Here is a 19,032-nt window from a genome sequence, read left to right as displayed (position 1 = left end):
CCACATGAATACTTCACCTGTTGGCCGCCCGCTGCGGCACCTGATTTCCGCGGCGGCCGCCGCGTTGATGCTGACCGGCGCGCTGCACGCCGCGCGCGCGCATGCCGCGACGCTCACGCTGTACAACGCGCAGCACGAGCAGGTCGTGAACCAGCTCGTCAAGGACTTCGAAGCGCAGAGCGGCATCACCGTGAAGGTGCGCTCGGGCGAAGGCCCGGCACTCGCCGCGCAGCTCGTCGCGGAAGGCGACCGCACGCCGGCCGACGTGTACTTCACCGAGAACTCGCCGGAACTCGTGTTGCTCGACCGCAAGGGGCTGTTCGCGAAGACCGACGGCGCCACGCTGCAGTCGGTGCCCGCGCGCTTCAACCCGGCGGACGGCAACTGGGTCGGCGTGCTCGCGCGCGAGAACGTGCTCGTTTACAACACAGCGAAAATCCAGCCGCAGCAATTGCCCGCATCGCTGCTCGATCTCGCGAAGCCGGAATGGAAGGGCAAGGTCGGCGTCGCGCCGAGCGATGCGGACTTCCTGCCGCTCGTGAGCGCGGTGCTCGCGCTGCACGGCGAAGCCGCGACGCTGCAATGGCTGAAGGGCCTGAAGGCGAACGCGCAGATCTTCGACGACGACGAAGGCGTGACGGCGGCCGTCAACCGCGGCGGCGTGCTGACCGGCATCATCAACAACTACTACTGGGACCGCCTGCACGCCGAGCTCGGCGACAAGTCGACCCGCAGCGCAATCTATCACTTCGGCAAAGGCGACGTCGGCGGTGCCGTCAACGTGTCGGGCGCCGCGGTGCTGAAGGCGTCGAAGCACCAGGCGGAAGCGCAGAAGTTCGTCGCGTATCTCGTCAGCGAGCGCGCGCAGAAACTGATGGCGAATGGCCACATCAGCTTCGAATATCCGCTGCACCCAGGCGTCGCGCCCGATCCGATCCTGAAACCGTTCAACGAACTGAACCCGCCGGCGCTGACGTTCGAACAGCTCGGCGACGACAGCCAGGCCGGCAAGCTGCTGCGCCAGGCAGGCCTGCTCTGACCATGAGCGACGCCGTGTCCCGCACGGCGAGCACCGCGCGCGACGGCGAGCGCACCGCGACACGGCGGCGCCCGTCGCGCGCGCTCGTTGCCGCAGCCGCGTGCGGGCCGCTCGCGATCCTGCTGCCGCTCGGCTTCACGCTGTACCGCGCGGCCACCTTCGGCGTCGACGATGCGATCGAGCTGCTGTGGCGCCCGCTCGTCGGCGAACTGCTGGTCAACACGCTGTCGATCACGCTCGCCGCGACCCTCGCGTGCGCGCTGCTCGGCACGGCGCTCGCGTGGTTCATCGAGCGCACCGACCTGCCGGCCCGGCCGCTGTGGACCGCGCTCGCGGCGGCCCCGCTCGCGGTGCCGCCGTTCATCACGAGCTACGCGTGGGTATCGCTGAGCCTCGACCTGCAGGATTTCCTCGGCGCGCTGATCGTGCTGACATCTGCGTACTTCCCGCTCGTCTACCTGCCGGTGGCCGCCGCGCTGCGCGAGCTCGATCCCGCACTCGAAGAAAGCGCGCGCACGCTCGGCTGCTCGCCGTGGCATACCTTCTTTCGCGTCGTGCTGCCGCAGTTGCGCCCCGCGCTGTGCGGCGGGATGCTGCTCGTCGCGCTCGGCGTGCTGTCCGAATTCGGCGCATTCCAGCTGCTGCGCTTTCGCACGTTCACGACCGAGATCTATGCGGAATATCGCACCGCGTTCGACGGCGGCGGCGCATCGCTGCTCGGCTGCGTGCTGATCGCGCTGTGTCTGCTGTGCCTCGCGATCGAGGCACGCGCACGCGGCCATGCGCGCTACGGTCATACGCACCGCGCCGCGCGCCGCGTCGCGATGCGTTATCCGCTCGGCCATCTGCGCGGCCCCGTCACCGTCGCGTTCGCCGCGGTTGCAGCGGCGACGCTCGGCGTGCCGCTCGCGATGATCGGCTACTGGCTCACGCAGCAGGGCGCGGCCGCCGTCACGCCGGCCGACGTGTCGCCCGAGCTGCTGTGGCAGGCCACGCTCGCGTCGTCCGGCTACGGGCTGACGGCGGCAGCCGTCACGACGCTGCTCGCGCTGCCGCTCGCGTTCCTGCTGGTCCGTTATCCGGGCCGCGTCGCGACGCTGCTCGAGCGCACGGCGATGACCGTGCAGGGCGTGCCGGGCATCGTCGTCGCGCTGGCGATCGTGTCGATCACGGTGCGGCTGCTGCAGCCGCTCTACCAGAGCGCACCGGCGCTCGTCGCCGCGTACGCGATCCTGTTCCTTCCGCTCGCGGTCGTCAGCGTGCGTGCCGCGCTGTCGCACGTGCAGGTCCGGCTCGAGGAAACCGCACGCTCGCTCGGTCTCGGCTGGCGTGCGACGCTTGCGCGCGTGGTGCTGCCGCTCGCGGCGCCCGGCCTCGGCGCGGCCGCGACGATGGTGTTCATCTCGGTCGTCACGGAACTCAACGCGACGCTGCTGCTGTCGCCGATCGGCACGCGCACGCTCGCGACGCAGGTGTGGAGCGATACGGCGACGCTCGCGTTCGCCGCCGCGGCGCCCTATGCGGCGCTGCTCGTCGCGCTGTCGCTCGGCGCATCGGGTCTGCTGTTCCTGCTGCTCGGCCGCGCATCGGTGCGCGACTGAGCGCCGCCCTTTTTCTCCCGGAACGCCCATGAGCGAACTACGCATCCACGGCCTGTCCAAATCGTTCGGATCGCATACGGTCCTGCACGACATCGATCTCACGGTGCGGCGCGGCTCGCGGCTCGCGCTGCTCGGCCCGTCCGGCAGCGGCAAGACGACACTGCTGCGCGTGCTGTGCGGCTTCGAGCGCGCCGAGCGCGGCATCGTCGAAATCGACGGGCGCCGCGTGGCCGCGCCCGACGTGCACCTGCCGCCCGAACAGCGCCGGATCGGCTACGTGCCGCAGGAAGGCGCGCTGTTTCCGCACTTGTCGGTGGCCGACAACATCGCGTTCGGGCTGCCGCGCGCGGCGCGGCGGCGCCATCATCGCGTCGACGCTCTGCTCGAGATGGTCGGGCTGCCCGCGTCGTATGCGAGCCGTGCGCCGCAGCAACTGTCCGGCGGGCAGCAGCAGCGCGTCGCGCTCGCACGCGCGCTCGCGCCCGAGCCGTCGCTCGTGATCCTCGACGAACCGTTCTCCGCGCTCGATACGTCGCTGCGCCACGAGACGCGCAGCGCGGTGGCCGATGCGCTCGCCGCGGCGGGCGCGACGTCGGTGCTCGTCACGCACGACCAGCCCGAGGCGATGACGCTCGGCGACGAAGTGGCGGTGATGTGGCACGGCCGGCTCGTGCAGACGGCCGCGCCGCAGACGCTGTACCGGCAGCCCGTCACGCGCGACGTCGCATCGTTCGTCGGGCAGGCGGTGCTGCTCGCCGGCCGCGTGCGCGGGATGCGCATCGACTGCGCGCTCGGCGAACTGCCGCTCGTCGCGCCGCTGCCCGACGGGCCGGCCGACGCGATGCTGCGTCCCGAACAGATCGGCATCGTGCCGCTCGCGCAGGCCGGCACGGCAGGCGGCCATACGGCCCGCGTCGAAGCCGCGCAGTTCGCGGGCCAGGACGCCGACGTGCTCGTGCGCCTCGATACCGATCGCGACGTGCAGGTGCGCGTGCGCGTGCCGGGGCACCGGTGCCCGGCCGTCGGCGAGCGCGTCGCGCTGGTGGTGGACGGTGCGGTGATGGCGTACGCACGCTGAGCGGCGCGGCGCGCGGCGCTTCCGCACGCTGGCACACGCTGTCGCGCGCTCATCCGCATTCAGGCATCGGCGCAGCCCGCATCCGACAACGGCCGGAACGTGCGGCCGTCCGTCTCGACGGATGCGCCCAGCAGGCGTGCGAGCCCCTTCGCGCCTTCGCGCATCACGACGTCGTGATTCCATCGGAACAGCGGGCGGCCGAGCGGCTCCAGCCAGTTCATCCAGCGCGCATGCGTGTGGATGTGCCAGTCGTAGCGCACGATCGTGCGTGCGCCGTCGGCGACGAACGACCAGCATCCGTCGCCTTCGATCGCGCCGCTCGCGCGGCCTTCGAGCACATGCGGCGGCTCGACGCGCCGCACGCGCATGTCGAAGGTCAGCCGGTAGGGCAGCGCCCCCTTCCACGTGTACCGGTGCAGCGCACCGACGCCGCGCGCGTCGCCCGGCTCGATCTCGACGGTGCTCACCGCGCCCTTCCACCAGTCGGGCCAGCGGTCGACCTGGTAGATCGCGTCCCACACCGCCACGAGCGGCGCGTTCACGCGCCAGGTCGTCGAGAACCGGTATTCCGCCATGCGGCCTCCATCACGCGTGTCTACGGCCTGCGTCAGCGCACCGTTCAGGGTGCGAAAAAGCGATCGGGAAACGCGACGTCGATTTCGACGTCGTCGAGCGTCACGGTTTCGAGCGGCACGTCGCCATCGTCCGCGAAGCTGACGACCTTCAGCGGAAAGCCGTCCTCGGTATCCAGCCACAGCCGGTAGCGATGCACGCCGTCGACCACATGCGCGGGCGCACCGGTGACCGACACGCGCAGCGCGGTCCGGCCGCCGACGGCCTCCTCGCCTTCGGTCACCGTCGCACCGCCCTCCTGCAGCGCATGGACGTTGCGCAGCAGTTCGCCGACGTCCGACCGGTCGACCCGGTGGCCGCTGCGGTCGCGCACGAGCGGATTGGACGGCGACAGCGTGAGCGCGGGCGGCGCATGTTCGCCGAACGGGCGCAGCCGCACCTTGCCGTCGCCGGGATCGTACGCGAGCACCGCGCCGCGATGCGGAGACACGAAATCCATCCGCACGAAACCCGGTTTCAGGTACGCATAGCGGAATTCGGTGTGTTCGCCGCCGCGCGCCGACGAACGGATCGTCGCGCGATACGAGCGGACGTGGTCGAAATGCGCCTGCGCGACGGTCACGGGATCGGCGGTCATGCTCGCTCCTATCAGGCTCGCGGCCAGCAACGCGGCGATCACGGCGCCGCCTCGACTTCGAGCACGCCTTCCATCCCGCGCTCGCGATGGCTCCTGAAAAACAGCAGCCGATGCGTGCAATAGTAGGCGAACCGGCCCGGCTGCGCTGGCGTGAAGCGAAACGTCCTCGGCGTCGTGCCGAGCTCGGTGTGCACCGCGATGCCGGCCTGCGGCGCAGAGATTTCGAAGCTGTGCGGCACCACGCCGGGTTCGGCCGAGACGGTCAGCTCGACCGGCACGCGCGCCCGCACGATCACGTGGTTCGGCCGGAAGAAATAGCTGCCGCCGACGATCGCCACCCGCTGCACGCCGTCGGCGTCGACGGGTACGCGCACCGGCGTGTCACCGTCCGCCCGAGCAAGCACGGTGCCCGCGGCGAGCAACGCCGGCACCAGCATCGGCACGAGCCGCTTCGTCATCGTCATCTTCATCGCCTGCTCCGTGCCGGCGCCGGGCGCGTCAGCCCTTCCACGCGTCGGTCGGGCCGCCGAGCGCACCGCACGCGTCGATCGCGAGTTCGCGCAGGCGCCGTTCGTCGCCCTGCCCGGACAATGCGTAACCCATTCCGCGATCCGACCAGAAATACGTGTAGCGGCCGGCGGCCGACATCGCCTGCGGCGCGAGCCGACGGGCGTCGTACGCCGTCATGTACAGCGTCACGCGCGCGCCGTCCGCGCGCTGGTACATCAGTTGCGCGGCCGGCCCCGCGTCGCCGGGGAGCAGCCGGCCGCCGAGCAGCGCGTAGCCGTATTCGTCGAGCGACGGCGCGCGCACGGGCCGCCCGAGACGCGCGGACAGCCACGCGACGAGACGTTCCGGATCGCCCGCATCGACTTCGACCGGATGCTGGCGGTCGGCCACGTACGTCGCATACGCGACATCCGCGCGCGCGGCGAACGCCGGTTCCCTGCCGAACGTCATCCAGCCTGCATGCAGCGCGATGCCGATCAGCAGCCCCGCCGCGAGCCCGGCGAGCGCATGGGCGAGCCCGCGCCGGCGCGGCGCGCGGCGCTGCACGAACAGCGCGGGCGCAGCGGCCGGCAGCGGGAACAGCGCCTGCAGCGCGTCGCGCTGCGCGCGGTAATGCGCGAATCGTTCGGCTTCCTGCGGATCGGCCTGCAGGCGCTCGAGCACCTCGCGACGCTCGGCGGCCGACAGTTCGCCGTCCAGCAGCGCGGACAGCAGTTGCGCCGACGCATCGGCATCCTGCTCGTTCGAAGGCTTGTGCGGTTCGTCCATCATGTCTTCCCGATCACGCGTAACGCGGCCGTGCCGTGCGCCGACGGCTCGTCCGACAACAGCGAACGCATCTGCGCGCGCGCCCGCGCGAGCCGCGACATCACCGTTCCCACCGGTACGCCGAGCACCTGTGCGGCATCGCGATAGCTCAACTCCTCGAGCGCGACCAGCAGCAGCACCTCGCGCTGTTCGACCGGCAGCCGGTACAGCGCGCGCTGCACGTCGCGCAGCACGAGCCCGCCGATCTCGCCGGCCGGTGCGGCCATCGTCTGCCACGGTGCGGTGGCGTCGTCGACCGCGATCTCGTGCCGCGCGCGCAACTGGTCGATGAAGCGGTGCCGCAACAGCGTCAGCAGCCATGCGCGCAGGTTGCCGCCATCGCGCGGCGGGCGGTTCAACGCGCGCTCGAGCGTGTCCTGCACGAGATCGTCGGCCCACGCGCGGTCGCCCGTCAGCGCACGCGCATAACGCGTGAGATGCGGCAACCACACCAGCAGATCCGATTCGTAGCTCATCAGGGGTCTCGCGCGCCGCCGCCCGGTCACGGACGCGCGACGTGCCACATGCCGCCGATCCCGTCGCCGCCCGCATCGCCGGGCTTGCGATCCTGCTTCCACCGATACAGCGGGCGCCCGCGGTATGCCCATTGCTTGCTGCCGTCGTCGCGCGCGACGAGACCGAGCGCGCCCGTTGCCTTGTCGTACGCGTCGGCGAGCGCGGGCGGCCAGTTGGCCGCGCATGCGCTGTCGCACGCGCTCTTGCCGGGCGCATCGCGATCGAAGACGTACAGCGTCATGCGATCTTCGTCGACCAGTTTCCCGTCGCCGGCCCGGGGCGGTTCCGCGGCGGCCGGCCGCACGATGGCCGCCGTCAGCGCGGCGGCGACGAATATCCGTTTCATGTCCTGTCTCCTTGGCACGTTATCGCGACATGGCGGCGCCGGCCGGGACGATCGGCTTCGTCGCGATCATTATCCCGCCGGCCGGTTCTGCCGGGATGCGGTATGTAAACGGATGGAGACGGCCGGTTATTCCACGCCGCTCGCCGGTCGACGCGCGTCGGCAGCGGCCGTTCATGCGACGAAAGAAAGCGGGACACCCAAAGACAACGCGGCATGACATCCCTGTCATGCCGCGTTGCGCGACCGGTTGCGCACGGCGGCCGATCCTGCGCCGCCGTGCTCGCCCGGCCCGTTACTTCGGCAGTGCGCCCGTCAGCGACTGGAGCAGCGACGACACCGGTGCGAGCGGGTTGCCCGGCGTGCCGTTGCCCGAGTGCGGCGTGACCGACAGGCCCGGCGCGGAGCCCAGTGCCGTGCCCACCGTCGTGCCGACGGCGTTGACGACCGTCGCCGTCGCGTTGGCGCCCGTCGTCAGCAGCGAGCCGACCGCACCCGCCGTGCCGCCGGCCGCGTTCGCGCCCGAGCCGAGCAGGCTGCCGCCCGCCGCCGCCGTCGAGCCGGCCGCGCCGGACAGCGCGCCGGCCGCTTGACCGAGCGCCACCGGACCGTTCGCGAGCGCACCCGTCACCGAACCGAGCGCACCGGTCAGCGCGCCTGCCGGGTTGCTGCCGCCGGTCAGGCCGCTCACGAGGTTCGTGATCGGGGCGATCGGGTTGCTGCCTGCCGCGCCCGACAACGTGCCGACGACCTGGTTCACGACGCCTTGCACCGGCGCCAGCGGGTTCGAGCCGCCGAGGTTGCCGAGTGCGCCGACGACGGAGCCGACCGCGTTACCCAGTGCGTTCGTGGCCGTGCCGACCGCATTGTTGTTGCTGAGCGTGCCGACGACCTGGTTCACGACGCCCTGCACCGGCGCCAGCGGGTTCGAGCCACCGAGGTTGCCGAGTGCGCCCGTCACCGAGCCGAGTGCGCCGGTCAGCGCGCCTGCCGCGTTGCCGCCCGTCGGCAACGCGTTCTGCAGGCCGCTGACGAGGTTCGTGATCGGCGTGATCGGGCTGCCGCCGCCGACGCCGGACAGCGTGCCGACGACCTGGTTCACGACGCCTTGTACCGGCGCCAGCGGATTCGCGTCGCCGAGCGTGCCCGCGAGCTGCGTGACGACGCCTTGCACCGGCGCGAGCGGGCTACCCGCACCACCGACGTTGCCGAGCGTGCCGGTGATCGTGTTGACCGCGCTGCTCAGCGCGCCGGCCGGGTTACCGCTGCCGAGCATGCCGGTGACCTGGTCGACGACGCTCTGGATCGGTGCCAGCGGATTCGAGCCGCCGCCGATACCGCCCAGAGCACCCGTTACCGTGCCGAGCGCGCCGGTCAGGGCGCCAGCCGGGTTGCCGCTGCCGAGCGTGCCCGTGACTTGATTCACCACGCCTTGCACCGGCGCCAACGGGTTCGAGCCGCCGCCGATGCCGCCCAGAGCGCCCGTGATCGTGCCGAGTGCGCCGGTCAGTGCGCCGGCCGGGTTGCCGCTGCCCAGCGTGCCCGTGACTTGGTTCACTACGCCTTGTACCGGCGCCAACGGGTTCGAGCCGCCGCCGATGCCGCCCAGAGCACCCGTTACCGTGCCGAGTGCGCCTGTCAATGCGCCTGCCGGGTTGCTGCCGAGTGCGCCCGTGACTTGATTCACTACACCCTGCACCGGTGCCAGCGGGTTCGAGCCGCCGCCGATGCCGCCCAAAGCGCCTGTTACCGTGCCGAGTGCGCCGGTCAATGCGCCTGCCGGGTTGCCGCCACCAAGGGCACCCGTGACTTGATTCACCACGCCTTGCACCGGCGCCAGCGGATTCGAGCCACCACCGACGCCACCCAATGCGCCCGTTACCGTACCGAGAGCGCCAGTCAGTGCGCCTGCCGGGTTGCCGCCACCAAGGGCACCCGTGACTTGATTCACCACGCCTTGCACCGGCGCCAGCGGACTCGAGCCACCACCGACACCGCCCAATGCGCCCGTCACCGTGCCAAGTGCGCCGGTCAGTGCACCTGCCGGATTGCCGCCGCCCAGCGCGCCCGTCACTTGGTTCACTACGCCTTGCACCGGTGCCAGCGGGCTCGTACCGCCGCCGATGCCGCCCAGAGCGCCCGTCACCGTGCCGAGTGCGCCGGTCAGTGCGCCTGCCGGGTTGCCGCTGCCCAGCGCGCCCGTGACTTGATTCACCACGCCTTGCACCGGCGCCAGCGGATTCGAGCCGCCACCGATGCCGCCCAATGCGCCCGTTGCGGTACCGAGTGCGTTGCTCAATGCCCCGGTCGCCGTGTTGAGCGCGCCCGTCAGCGCACCAGCCGGGTTGCCGCCACCCAGCGCGCCCGTCACCTGATTCACGACACCCTGAACGGGTGCCAACGGGTCCGCGCCGCCACCGATGGCGCCCAGTGCGCCCAACGCCCCCGTCACGTTGCCGATCGCACCAGTCAACGTACCTGCCGGATTGCCAGCGCCTAGCTCGCCCGCGACCGTACCGAGTGCCCCCGTCAACGCACCTGCCGGGTTGCCGCTACCGAGTGCGCCCGTGACTTGATTGACGACGCCTTGAACCGCCCCCAGCGGGTACGATCCACCGCCGACATTACCCAGCGCCCCGGTCACCGTGCCAAGCGCACCCGTCAACGCACCCGCCGGATTGCCGCCACCGAGCGCACCCGTGACTTGATTCACCACGCCTTGAACCGGTGCCAGCGGATTCGCACCGCCGCCGACGCTACCCAGCGCGCCGGTCACCGTACCAAGCGCACCCGTCAACGCACCCGCCGGGTTGCCGCCACCGAGCGCACCCGTCACTTGATTCACCACGCCCTGAACCGGCGCCAGCGGATTCGCACCGCCGCCGACGCTACCCAGCGCGCCGGTCACCGTACCAAGCGCACCCGTCAACGCACCGGCCGGATTGCCGCCACCGAGCGCACCCGTCACTTGATTCACCACGCCTTGAACCGGTGCCAGCGGATTCGCGCCACCGCCGACGCCACCCAATGCGCCCGTGACCGTGCCAACCGCGTTGCTGAGGGTCCCCGTCGCCGTATTCAGCGCACCGGTCAGCGCACCCGCCGGGTTGCCGCCGCTCAGCGCACCCGTGACCTGGTTCAATACGCCCTGGACCGGCGCGAGCGGCTGCACCGTGCCGCCGCCACCGCCGAGTGCGCCCGTCACCGCCCCCACGGCGCCGGACAGCACCTGACCGGGATCGCCCAGCGACGTCTGGATCGCGCCTGCCCCGCCGGCCGCCACGGTGACCGAGCCCAGCGGCGACGTACCCGTCGCGACCAACCCGACCGACACGCTGTGCGTCGGCGGGTTGACGATCACTTGCGGGATCGGAAGCGCATCCAGCCCCCCCGCCAGCGCGGAACCCGAAGCCAGCACCCCGAACACCGCCGCGACCGACAGCGCCACACCCGTCAATTTGAAATTGTGTCCCATCTTTATTTTCCCCATCTCGGTTGGCACAACGTTGATAAAGCATGGGGACGGACTGCACGAAGTGTGCCAATTCCAAAAACGGGCTGATTTCGTCTGCTTATTGACGCTCAATAGCGATTTTTAATCGAATTCAGCCGAAATACACGGCCGCGGCACGGCAATCGTCAGATGAAAAAGATCGACGGAACACGGATGTAACGTAACGTTTGCGAGCCGCGCGGTAACGTGTTCCGGTACATACCGCGTAACACCGGAACACGTCGCGTGACGATGCGCCACACCGACCGGGCCGGCTGCCCATTACGCATTTCAGCAATATGAAAATGCATTGATAAATCGCCGATTTTCTAATTTTCGTTATTTGGCGATTATCTTTCTTGCCGATTACGCAGATCATTTCCGATTGCGTGATTTCCGTTAATTCGGATAGCAAACTGAAACATTGTAAAGACCGCGTCGCAGCCGGCCCGCATGCGGGGCCGCGCGCGCCGCCGGATCAGCCGAAGCGTGCGGGCCGGTACGGATGGGGATCGATATAGGTCGGCGCGCCCGTCATCATTTCCGCGAGCAGGCGCCCGGTCGCGGGGCCGAGCGTGAGCCCGTGGTGGCAATGCCCGAATGCGAACCAGAGATGGCGATGGCGCGGCGCGGGCCCGATCACCGGGCGCATGTCGGGCGTGCACGGCCGCATGCCGAGCCACGGTTCGGGATCGAGCCGCTCGCCGATGCCGAACGCGTCGCGCGCGAGCGGCTCCGCCCGTGCGAGCTGCACGCCGGTCGGCGGTGCGCCGCGCGGCGCGATCTCGACGCCGGTCGTGAGCCGCAGGCGGCCGCCCTCCATCGGCGCGACGACGAAACCTTCCTCGGTATCGCACACCGGCACGTTCAGCGGCGTACGCGTCGGCCGGTAATGCATGTGGTAGCCGCGCTTCGCCCGCAGCGGAATCCGGTAGCCGAGCGGCTCAAACACGTGATCGGACCACGGCCCGAGCGCGACCACGGCCGAGCGCGCCGAGATCGGCCCGTGTTCGGTGCCGACCCGCCAGCCGTCGTCCACCTGCACGAGTGTCCGTGCATCGCCGAGTACGAACGTGCCGCCGTCGCGCTCGAACAGCCGTGCATACGCCTTGGTCAGCCCGCCGGGGCTCGACACGGTCTTCGGGTCCTGCCAGTGGAATGCGCCGCAGAACGCGTCGCCGATACCGGGTTCGCGTGCGCGCAACGCACGGGCATCGAGCACCGTCATCCGCAGCCCGTGCGCGTCGGCCACGCGCTGCTGCGCGCGCGCCTCCGCATCGAACAGCGCGGGCGAACGGAATGCCTCGATCCACCCGCCGTCGTGCACGAGCGGCTGCGCATCGGTACGCGCGAGCAGCGCATCGTGCTCGACCACGCTCGCCGCGACGAGCGGCAGCAGGTCGCGCACGGCGGCGGCGAGCCGCTGCGGCGACGATTCGCGCCAGAAGCGCGCGAGCCAGCCCGCATACGCGGGCAGCGCCCGGTAGTCCCAGTACAGATCGACCGAGCGGTTGCGTGCATAGCGCAGCAGCGTGCCGAGCCGGCGCGGAAACGCATACGGCACGACCGACGAGCGCTCGATCAGCCCCGCATTGCCGTGGCTCGTTTCCTCGCCCGGCGCGCGCCGGTCGACGAGCGCGACACGCAGCCCGCGATCCTGGAGATGCAGCGCCGACGACACGCCGACGATGCCGGCCCCCAGAACGATGACGTCGAAATCCATGGTTCCCCGTACTGCGTCGAAAGTCGATGCGACACGCGCCGGCGCGACGGCCGGCGCGCGGCGGTGGTTACTTCGCGACGATGTCGCGCTTGAAATACTTCTGCGACAGCGCGCTGAGCGTGCCGTCCTTCTTCAGCGCGTCGAGCGCGCCGACGATCTTCGCCTGCAGCGCCTTGTCGCCCTTGCGCATCCCGAAGCCCGTGCCTTCGCCGAGGGTCGCCGGATCCTTCAGCGGCTCGCCGACGATCTGGTAATCGCGGCCGGCCGGCTTGTCGAGGAAACCGTCCTGCGCGGTCTGCGCTTCCTGCACGGCCGCGTCGAGGCGACCCGCGACGAGATCGGCGTAGATCTGGTCCTGATCCTGGTACGACACGACGGCCACGCCCGCGTCGGCCCAGTGCGCCTTCAGGAAATCCTCCTGCGACGAGCCCTGCAGCACGCCGACGTGCTTGCCGCGCAGGCTCGCGACGTCGGGCCGCAGCGGCGAGCCGCGCTTCGCGATCATCACGATCGGCACCACGTAGATCGCCGGCGTGAAGTCGATGCTCTGCCGGCGCTTCGCGGTGATGTTCATCGCCGAGTTGATCGCGTCGAACTTGCGCGCCTGCAGCGCCGGGATCAGGCCGTCGAACGCATTCTCGACCCATACGCATTTCATGTTCAGCTTCGCGCACACCGCATTGCCGATGTCGACGTCGAAACCCTGCAGCTGGCCGGCCGGCGTCTTGCTCTCGAACGGCGGATAGGCGGCTTCGATCCCGAAGCGCAACGTGGTCTGTTCCGCATGGGCCGTGACGGCCGCGCAGGCAAGCGCCGCAACGGCGCAAAGGGAGAGCTTCCAGTTCATGACGGTCCTTCCGTTCCGGATTGAGGCGATGAAGATCGGTACACGACGGCGCCGGCCAGGCGCCGGATCGACATTCGAAAAGCGGCGGCCCGCACGCGGCGACGCATCGTGTCCTGCACGCGAAATATAGACTCAAAGTCTACTATGGACTATAGGGGATACGCGAATCGCGCCCCGAGGAGCGACGTCGGAACGTCGCCAGTCGCGCGGAATTCCGTTGATTCTTCTACGTTTTTCCGTGATCCATCGACAACTCGAAGTCTCAAAAAGAAAAATTATCCAGATTTCGTTTGTCTATATTAGACTTTTCGTCCATCACGAACACCGCCGGACAGCGTCGAATGAGACGGACCTGTCCGGCCCCGACCGGAGATGTCCCCATGACGCAAACCGCCCCGAATCTGCCGCTGACCGTCGACGAAGCCGCGGTGCGCGCCGCGCTGCCGTCGCTCGACGTGCTCGGCACGCTGCGCCGCATGTTCGCGTCGCTCGCCGCGGCGCGCGCGGTGCAGCCGCCGCAAACGCTCACGCTGTTTCCCGACCAGGCCGGCGACTTCATCACGTATCTCGGCGCGCTCGCCGACGCGCAGGTGTTCGGCGCGAAGCTGTCGCCTTATGTCGTGACGGGCGGCAAGCCCATCGTGACCGCCTGGACCGCGCTGATGTCGATGCGCACGGGCCAGCCGCTGATGTGGTGCGACGCAGGCCTGCTGACCGTCGAGCGCACGGCCGGCACGACCGCGCTCGCGGTCGACTGCCTCGCGCCGCGCGGCGCGCGCCATCTCGCGATCGTCGGCGCGGGCGCGGTCGGCCTCGCGCACCTGCGGCACACGGCGGGATTGCGCGACTGGGAGACGATCCGCGTGTACTCGCCCGCGCTGGCCGGCGACACCGCACAGCAGGCGACGCTCGCGCAACGCGATCCGCGCGCCCGCGCCGCCGCGAGCGTCGAAGCCTGCGTGCGCGACGCGGACGTCGTGATGCTGTGCACGTCGGCGGGCACGCCGGTGCTCGGCGACGGAATGCTCACGCGCCCCGCGCTCGTCACGTCGATCAGCACGAACGTCGCGCGCGCGCACGAGATCCCGCCCGCGTGGCTGCCCGACATGGACGTGTACTGCGACTACCGGCACACGACGCCCGCGAGCGCCGGCGAGATGCAGATCGCGGCGGCCGAGCACGGCTGGGACCCCGCGCGAATCGTCGGCGACCTGCCCGCGCTCGTCGCCGGCGCCTGTCCGGCGCCGTCGTACGCACGTCATGCGTTCTTCCGCTCGATCGGCCTCGGGCTCGAGGACATCGCGATCGCGCACGCGCTGTACACGCATCTCACGCGCGCATGAGCGGCACGCGCACGCGGGGCCGATACAATGGCGCAACCGCCGCCGCGGCCGCGCGCGGGCGCACGGGCATGCCGGCCAACGGCGCGCCGCCACGTCTGCCCGATGCGCCGCCCGGCCCCCGTCCACCCGAGATGGCGACACCGATGCGCAAGAAGAAATCCCCCGTCAAAGACCTGCTGCTCACCCGCTATGCGCCGATCGCCGACGGTATCGCCGCGCTGTTCTTCCCGTACGCGGAAGTCGTGATCCACGACCTGCACGACCAGACCGTGCTGTATCTCGCGAACAACCTGTCGAAGCGCGAGGTCGGCGACGATTCCGCGCTCGAGGAAATCGATCATTCCGCGCGCGAGCGCGTGATCGGCCCGTACGAGAAGCTGAACTGGGACGGCCGGCGGATGCGCTGCGTGAGCAACGTGCTGTTCGACGACGAAGGCCGCCCGGCCGGGATGATGTGCATCAACTTCAACATCGCGGTGTTCGACGAGGTGCGCGCGACGCTCGACCTGTTCATCAAGGGCGCGGGCGTCGTCGCGCAGCCGGACGAGCTGTTCCGCGACGACTGGCAGGAGCGCATCAACACGTTCCTGCACGGCTGGCTGCGCGAGCGGCAGGTCGGGCTGAACGGGCTCACGCGCGAGCATCGGCGCGAGCTCGTCGAAGCGCTCTACGCGGAAGGCGCGTTCCGTGGCAAGAGCGCGGCGAACTACGTCGCGAACGTGCTCGGGATGGGGCGCGCGACGGTCTACAAGCACCTCAAGCACCTGAAGGAAACGCAGGGCGACGCGTAGACGAAACGCGTCGCCGTGGTTCGGTAGCCAGCGCTCGACGCAGGCCGGGATCGGCAGCCGCTATCGGGACGCCGCTTCCGTGTCTATGCTTCGGGAAACGCCCCGCGCCCGTTTCGCGTAGCCGCATGACCGCCCGACCACGCCGAAGCACCGAAGCACCGAAGCACCGAAGCACCGAAGCACCGAAGCACAAAATGATATAGTCCCGGTTACATTTTTTTGCTGCCCGGAATCGCCCATGACGACCGCTCCCGCCCCGACTGCCCGCCCGACCCTGACCGTCGAGATCTGGTCCGACCTGATCTGCCCGTGGTGCTGGATCGGCAAGCGCCGTTTCGACGAGGCGCTCGCCGCGTTCGCGCATGCGGAGCGTGTCGACGTCGCGCTGCGCGCGTACCGGCTGATGCCGGGCCAGCCCGTCGAGCCGGTCGAGGCGATGCTGGCCGGCAAGTACCGGATGTCGCCCGCGCAGGTCGACCAGATGCTGCGCCAGGTGACCGATGCGGCCGCGAGCGTCGGGCTGCGCTACGACCTGCCCGGCACGCTCGTCGGCGACACGCTCGACGGCCACCGGCTCGTGAAGCTCGCGGAAGCGACGGGCCGCGCGCACGCGCTGACCGAGCGGCTGTACCGCGCGTATTTCTGCGAGCACGGCTCGCTGTTCGATCACGCCGAGCTGACCGAATTCGCGGTCGAAGCCGGGCTCGAGCAGTCGGCCGTCGAAGCCGTGCTGCGCAGCGACGCGTACCGCGACGACGTCGAAGCCGACGCCGCGCGCGCCGCGCAGATCGGCGGACGCGGCGTGCCGCTGTTCGTGTTCGGCGGCCGCTATGCGGTGTCGGGCGCGCAACCGGCCGACGCGTTCGCGCAGGCGCTCGACCAGGCGTGGCGCGACGGCATCGTCGAACTCGACGGCGGCGACGCGGACGCGTGCGGCCCCGACGGCTGCGAACTGCCGGCGCGCGCGTAACGTCCGCCGCATTCGTCGCGCGCTTGCCCTCCTGCCGCGCGACTACGCTTCGCTGCTGCCACAAACCGGCAGGAAGCACGCGCCGATGACGTCTACAATGCCTCCTTTCAAATAACTGTCAGAAAGAAGGCTGAGCGCCCATGACCCACGGTATCCACGGCGAGAAGCGCTGGTACGCGTTGATCGTCCTCTGCCTCGGCGTGCTGATGATCGTGCTCGACAGCACGATCGTGAACGTTGCGCTGCCGTCGATCAGCACCGATCTCCATTTCACCGAGACGGCCCTCGTGTGGGTCGTGAACGCGTATCTGCTGACGTTCGGCGGCTGCCTGCTGCTCGGCGGCCGGCTCGGCGACCTGTACGGCCAGCGGCGCATGTTCCTCGCGGGCCTCGTCGTCTTCACGCTCGCATCGCTCGCATGCGGCCTCGCGCACTCGCAGACGATGCTGATCGCCGCGCGCGCCGTGCAGGGGATCGGCGGCGCGGTGGTATCGGCCGTCGCGCTGTCGCTGATCATGAACCTCTTCACCGAGCCCGGCGAACGCGCGCGCGCAATGGGCGTGTACGGCTTCGTGTGCGCGGGCGGCGGCAGCATCGGCGTGCTGCTCGGCGGCCTGTTGACGAACGCGCTGTCGTGGCACTGGATCTTCCTCGTCAACCTGCCGATCGGGGTCGCCGTCTATGCGATGAGCGCCGCGCTGCTGCCGCGCCTGCGCGCGCCGGCCGGCACCGCGCGGCTCGACGTCGCGGGCGCGATCACCGTGACGGCATCGCTGATGCTGGCCGTGTACGGGATCGTCGGCGGCAACGAGGCCGGCTGGCTGTCGACGCAGACCGTCGCGCTGATCGGCGCGGCCGTCGTGCTGCTCGCGCTGTTCGTCGCGATCGAATCGCGCGCCGCGCATCCGCTGATGCCGCTGTCGCTGTTCGCCGCGCGCAACGTCGCGCTCGCAAACGTGATCGCCGTGCTGTGGGCGGCCGCGATGTTCGCGTGGTTCTTCCTGTCCGCGTTGTACATGCAGCGCGTGCTCGGCTACGGGCCGCTGCAGGTCGGTCTCGCGTTCCTGCCGGCGAACCTGATCATGGCCGCGTTCTCGCTCGGGCTGTCGGCGCGGATCGTGATGCGCTTCGGAATCCGCGGCCCGATCGCGGCCGGCCTGCTGATCGCGGCCTGCGGCCTCGCGCTGTTCTCGCGCGCGCCGGTGGACGGCGGGTTCGTGTGGCACGTGCTGCCCGGCATGACGCTGCTCGGCATCGGCGCGGGCGTCGCGTTCAACCCGATGCTGCTCGCCGCGATGAGCGACGTCGATCCGGCCGATTCGGGGCTCGCATCGGGGATCGTTAACACCGCGTTCATGATGGGCGGCGCGCTCGGGCTCGCCGTGCTCGCGAGCCTCGCGGGCGCCCGCACCGATGCGCTCGCGGCAGCGAACGCCGCGCCGCTCGACGCGCTGAACGGCGGCTACCACGCGGCCTTCGCGTTCGGCGCGGCGTTCGCCGCGCTCGCGGCGCTGATCGGGCTCGCGCTGCGCATCCGCCGGCAGCAAGCCGTCGACGGCGCCGGCCCCGCGATGCACTGACGAGCAGCGGCCGGCGACGCCACCGATCCGGGGGGCGCGCACATCGTCGCGCCCTTTTTCGCGTGCCGGACCCGGCATGCGCGCCCGATTCGCCGGGCCGGCCCCGGGCCCGTCGTCGCGGCAAGGACCGGCCACCAAGCCCCCCGCTCCGCCCGAACGCCTGTCCGACCGCCGCCCAGCAGCCCGCCGCACGGGCTTTTCCACCCGATTTTTAACGCAGTCGTACATCAACCCGCCACATTTGCGACAATGGCGGACTTTGACGCGCGCGCAGCGGCCGCGCGCCGCCGCCGCCGCCGAACGCCGCATAACCGCCTGCTTCCGATGTCGCTTCCCCATATCGATCTGCTGTACTCGTTGTCCGGCCTGTTCGTCGGCATTCTCGTCGGCCTGACGGGGGTCGGCGGCGGTTCGTTGATGACGCCGATCCTCGTGCTGCTGTTCGGCGTCCACCCTGCGACGGCGGTCGGCACCGACCTGCTGTACGCGGCCGCGACCAAGGCCACCGGCACGCTCGTGCACGGGCTGAAGGGCTCGATCGACTGGCGCATCACGGGCCGGCTCGCGGCGGGCAGCGTGCCGGCCGCGGCCGTCACGCTGTGGTGGCTGCATACGCACGGGATGAATACGCCGGGCACCGCGCGGATGATCCAGCTCGTGCTGGGCATCGCGCTGCTGCTCACGTCGCTCGCGCTGATTTTCCGGCCGCAGCTGACCGCGTTCGCCGCGCGCAACCCGCTCGCGCCGAACCCCGCGCGCACGCTGTGGTCGACGATGCTGACGGGCGCCGTGCTCGGCGTGCTCGTGTCGATGACGTCGGTCGGCGCCGGCGCCATCGGCGTGACGGTGCTCCTGCTGCTGTACCCGGCGCTCGCGACGACCCGCATCGTCGGCTCCGACATCGCGCACGCGGTGCCGCTCACGCTCGTCGCAGGCATGGGTCACTGGCTGCTCGGCTCGGTCGACTGGTCGATGCTGCTGTCGCTGCTGCTCGGCTCGCTGCCCGGTATCGTGCTCGGCAGCCTGCTGTCGGCGCGCGCGCCCGAGCGGCTGCTGCGCAACCTGCTCGCCGCGACGCTCGTCGCGGTCGGCGTGCGGCTCGTGCTCGCGTAAGCGCGGCGGCGGCCACGCCGCGCGTCGGCATCTTCCCTCTTCCCGGCGAATCACGCCGCCACGTCACC

General features: G+C 70.4%; 17 protein-coding genes. 8 read left to right on the top strand and 9 right to left on the bottom strand.

Going from position 1 to position 19,032, the window contains the following annotated elements; translation table 11 throughout:
- Positions 1 to 4 precede the first annotated feature (4 nt).
- From WJ16_RS03935 to WJ16_RS03925, 3 genes are read left to right on the top strand one after another with little or no spacing between them, the layout of a single operon-like run.
- Positions 5 to 1,039, top strand: a complete 1,035-nt coding sequence (locus WJ16_RS03935; RefSeq protein WP_069255933.1) for an iron ABC transporter substrate-binding protein — start codon at positions 5 to 7, stop codon at positions 1,037 to 1,039.
- Between the two features lie 2 nt (positions 1,040 to 1,041).
- The gene (locus WJ16_RS03930; RefSeq protein ID WP_069255932.1) at positions 1,042 to 2,640 is read left to right on the top strand and encodes an ABC transporter permease; all 1,599 of its coding nucleotides are present in this window, start codon (positions 1,042 to 1,044) and stop codon (positions 2,638 to 2,640) included.
- A gap of 28 nt (positions 2,641 to 2,668) precedes the next feature.
- On the top strand, positions 2,669 to 3,718 hold the full coding sequence (locus WJ16_RS03925) for an ABC transporter ATP-binding protein (protein ID WP_069255931.1): 1,050 nt from the start codon (positions 2,669 to 2,671) through the stop codon (positions 3,716 to 3,718).
- A 59-nt stretch (positions 3,719 to 3,777) separates the two neighbouring features.
- Here the strand turns inward: WJ16_RS03925 and WJ16_RS03920 are convergent, their stop codons facing one another.
- The 9 genes from WJ16_RS03920 to WJ16_RS03880 form a co-directional block, all read right to left on the bottom strand.
- Positions 3,778 to 4,293, bottom strand: a complete 516-nt coding sequence (locus WJ16_RS03920) for an SRPBCC family protein (RefSeq protein ID WP_069255930.1) — start codon at positions 4,291 to 4,293, stop codon at positions 3,778 to 3,780.
- A 44-nt stretch (positions 4,294 to 4,337) separates the two neighbouring features.
- On the bottom strand, positions 4,338 to 4,970 hold the full coding sequence (locus WJ16_RS03915; protein WP_069255929.1) for a LolA family protein: 633 nt from the start codon (positions 4,968 to 4,970) through the stop codon (positions 4,338 to 4,340).
- Complete coding sequence (locus WJ16_RS03910) at positions 4,967 to 5,398, bottom strand: cupredoxin domain-containing protein (RefSeq protein WP_236858177.1); 432 nt, start codon at positions 5,396 to 5,398, stop codon at positions 4,967 to 4,969. The genes WJ16_RS03915 and WJ16_RS03910 overlap by 4 nt, the downstream gene beginning before the upstream one ends.
- 28 nt (positions 5,399 to 5,426) lie before the next feature.
- The gene (locus tag WJ16_RS03905; protein WP_069255928.1) at positions 5,427 to 6,209 is read right to left on the bottom strand and encodes an anti-sigma factor family protein; all 783 of its coding nucleotides are present in this window, start codon (positions 6,207 to 6,209) and stop codon (positions 5,427 to 5,429) included.
- Entirely contained in the window at positions 6,206 to 6,721 is a 516-nt protein-coding gene (locus WJ16_RS03900) for a sigma-70 family RNA polymerase sigma factor (protein WP_069255927.1), read from the bottom strand. Before WJ16_RS03900 ends, WJ16_RS03905 begins: the two co-directional genes overlap by 4 nt.
- 26 nt (positions 6,722 to 6,747) lie before the next feature.
- Positions 6,748 to 7,107 carry a COG4315 family predicted lipoprotein gene (locus WJ16_RS03895; protein ID WP_069255926.1) on the bottom strand — a complete coding sequence of 120 codons (360 nt, stop codon included), beginning with the start codon at positions 7,105 to 7,107 and terminating at the stop codon, positions 6,748 to 6,750.
- Positions 7,108 to 7,399: 292 nt separating this feature from the next.
- Positions 7,400 to 10,579 (bottom strand): beta strand repeat-containing protein, encoded by a 3,180-nt coding sequence (locus WJ16_RS03890; RefSeq protein WP_069255925.1) that lies wholly within the window; start codon positions 10,577 to 10,579, stop codon positions 7,400 to 7,402.
- Positions 10,580 to 11,075: 496 nt separating this feature from the next.
- The gene (locus WJ16_RS03885) at positions 11,076 to 12,320 is read right to left on the bottom strand and encodes an NAD(P)/FAD-dependent oxidoreductase (protein WP_069255924.1); all 1,245 of its coding nucleotides are present in this window, start codon (positions 12,318 to 12,320) and stop codon (positions 11,076 to 11,078) included.
- Between the two features lie 67 nt (positions 12,321 to 12,387).
- Complete coding sequence (locus WJ16_RS03880; protein WP_069255923.1) at positions 12,388 to 13,167, bottom strand: ABC transporter substrate-binding protein; 780 nt, start codon at positions 13,165 to 13,167, stop codon at positions 12,388 to 12,390.
- A 380-nt stretch (positions 13,168 to 13,547) separates the two neighbouring features.
- On the opposite strand from WJ16_RS03880, the gene WJ16_RS03875 reads away from it, so the two are divergent.
- The 5 genes from WJ16_RS03875 (at position 13,548) to WJ16_RS03855 (ending at position 18,964) form a co-directional block, all read left to right on the top strand.
- Positions 13,548 to 14,510, top strand: coding sequence for an ornithine cyclodeaminase family protein (locus WJ16_RS03875; RefSeq protein WP_069255922.1), 963 nt, complete (start codon positions 13,548 to 13,550; stop codon positions 14,508 to 14,510).
- Positions 14,507 to 15,301: a helix-turn-helix transcriptional regulator gene (locus WJ16_RS03870; RefSeq protein WP_069255921.1), complete on the top strand. Its 795-nt coding sequence runs from the start codon at positions 14,507 to 14,509 to the stop codon at positions 15,299 to 15,301. Before WJ16_RS03875 ends, WJ16_RS03870 begins: the two co-directional genes overlap by 4 nt.
- 238 nt (positions 15,302 to 15,539) lie before the next feature.
- Positions 15,540 to 16,271, top strand: a complete 732-nt coding sequence (locus tag WJ16_RS03865) for a DsbA family oxidoreductase (protein WP_069255920.1) — start codon at positions 15,540 to 15,542, stop codon at positions 16,269 to 16,271.
- A 140-nt stretch (positions 16,272 to 16,411) separates the two neighbouring features.
- Entirely contained in the window at positions 16,412 to 17,851 is a 1,440-nt protein-coding gene (locus tag WJ16_RS03860; RefSeq protein ID WP_069255919.1) for a DHA2 family efflux MFS transporter permease subunit, read from the top strand.
- Between the two features lie 324 nt (positions 17,852 to 18,175).
- Positions 18,176 to 18,964, top strand: a complete 789-nt coding sequence (locus tag WJ16_RS03855) for a sulfite exporter TauE/SafE family protein (protein WP_069257949.1) — start codon at positions 18,176 to 18,178, stop codon at positions 18,962 to 18,964.
- The last annotated feature ends 68 nt before the right edge of the window (positions 18,965 to 19,032 follow it).

Source organism: Burkholderia metallica (assembly GCF_001718555.1).
Taxonomy (GTDB): domain Bacteria; phylum Pseudomonadota; class Gammaproteobacteria; order Burkholderiales; family Burkholderiaceae; genus Burkholderia; species Burkholderia metallica.
Note: the sequence above shows the minus strand (reverse complement) of the source record. Positions and strands in the feature narration are given on the sequence as shown.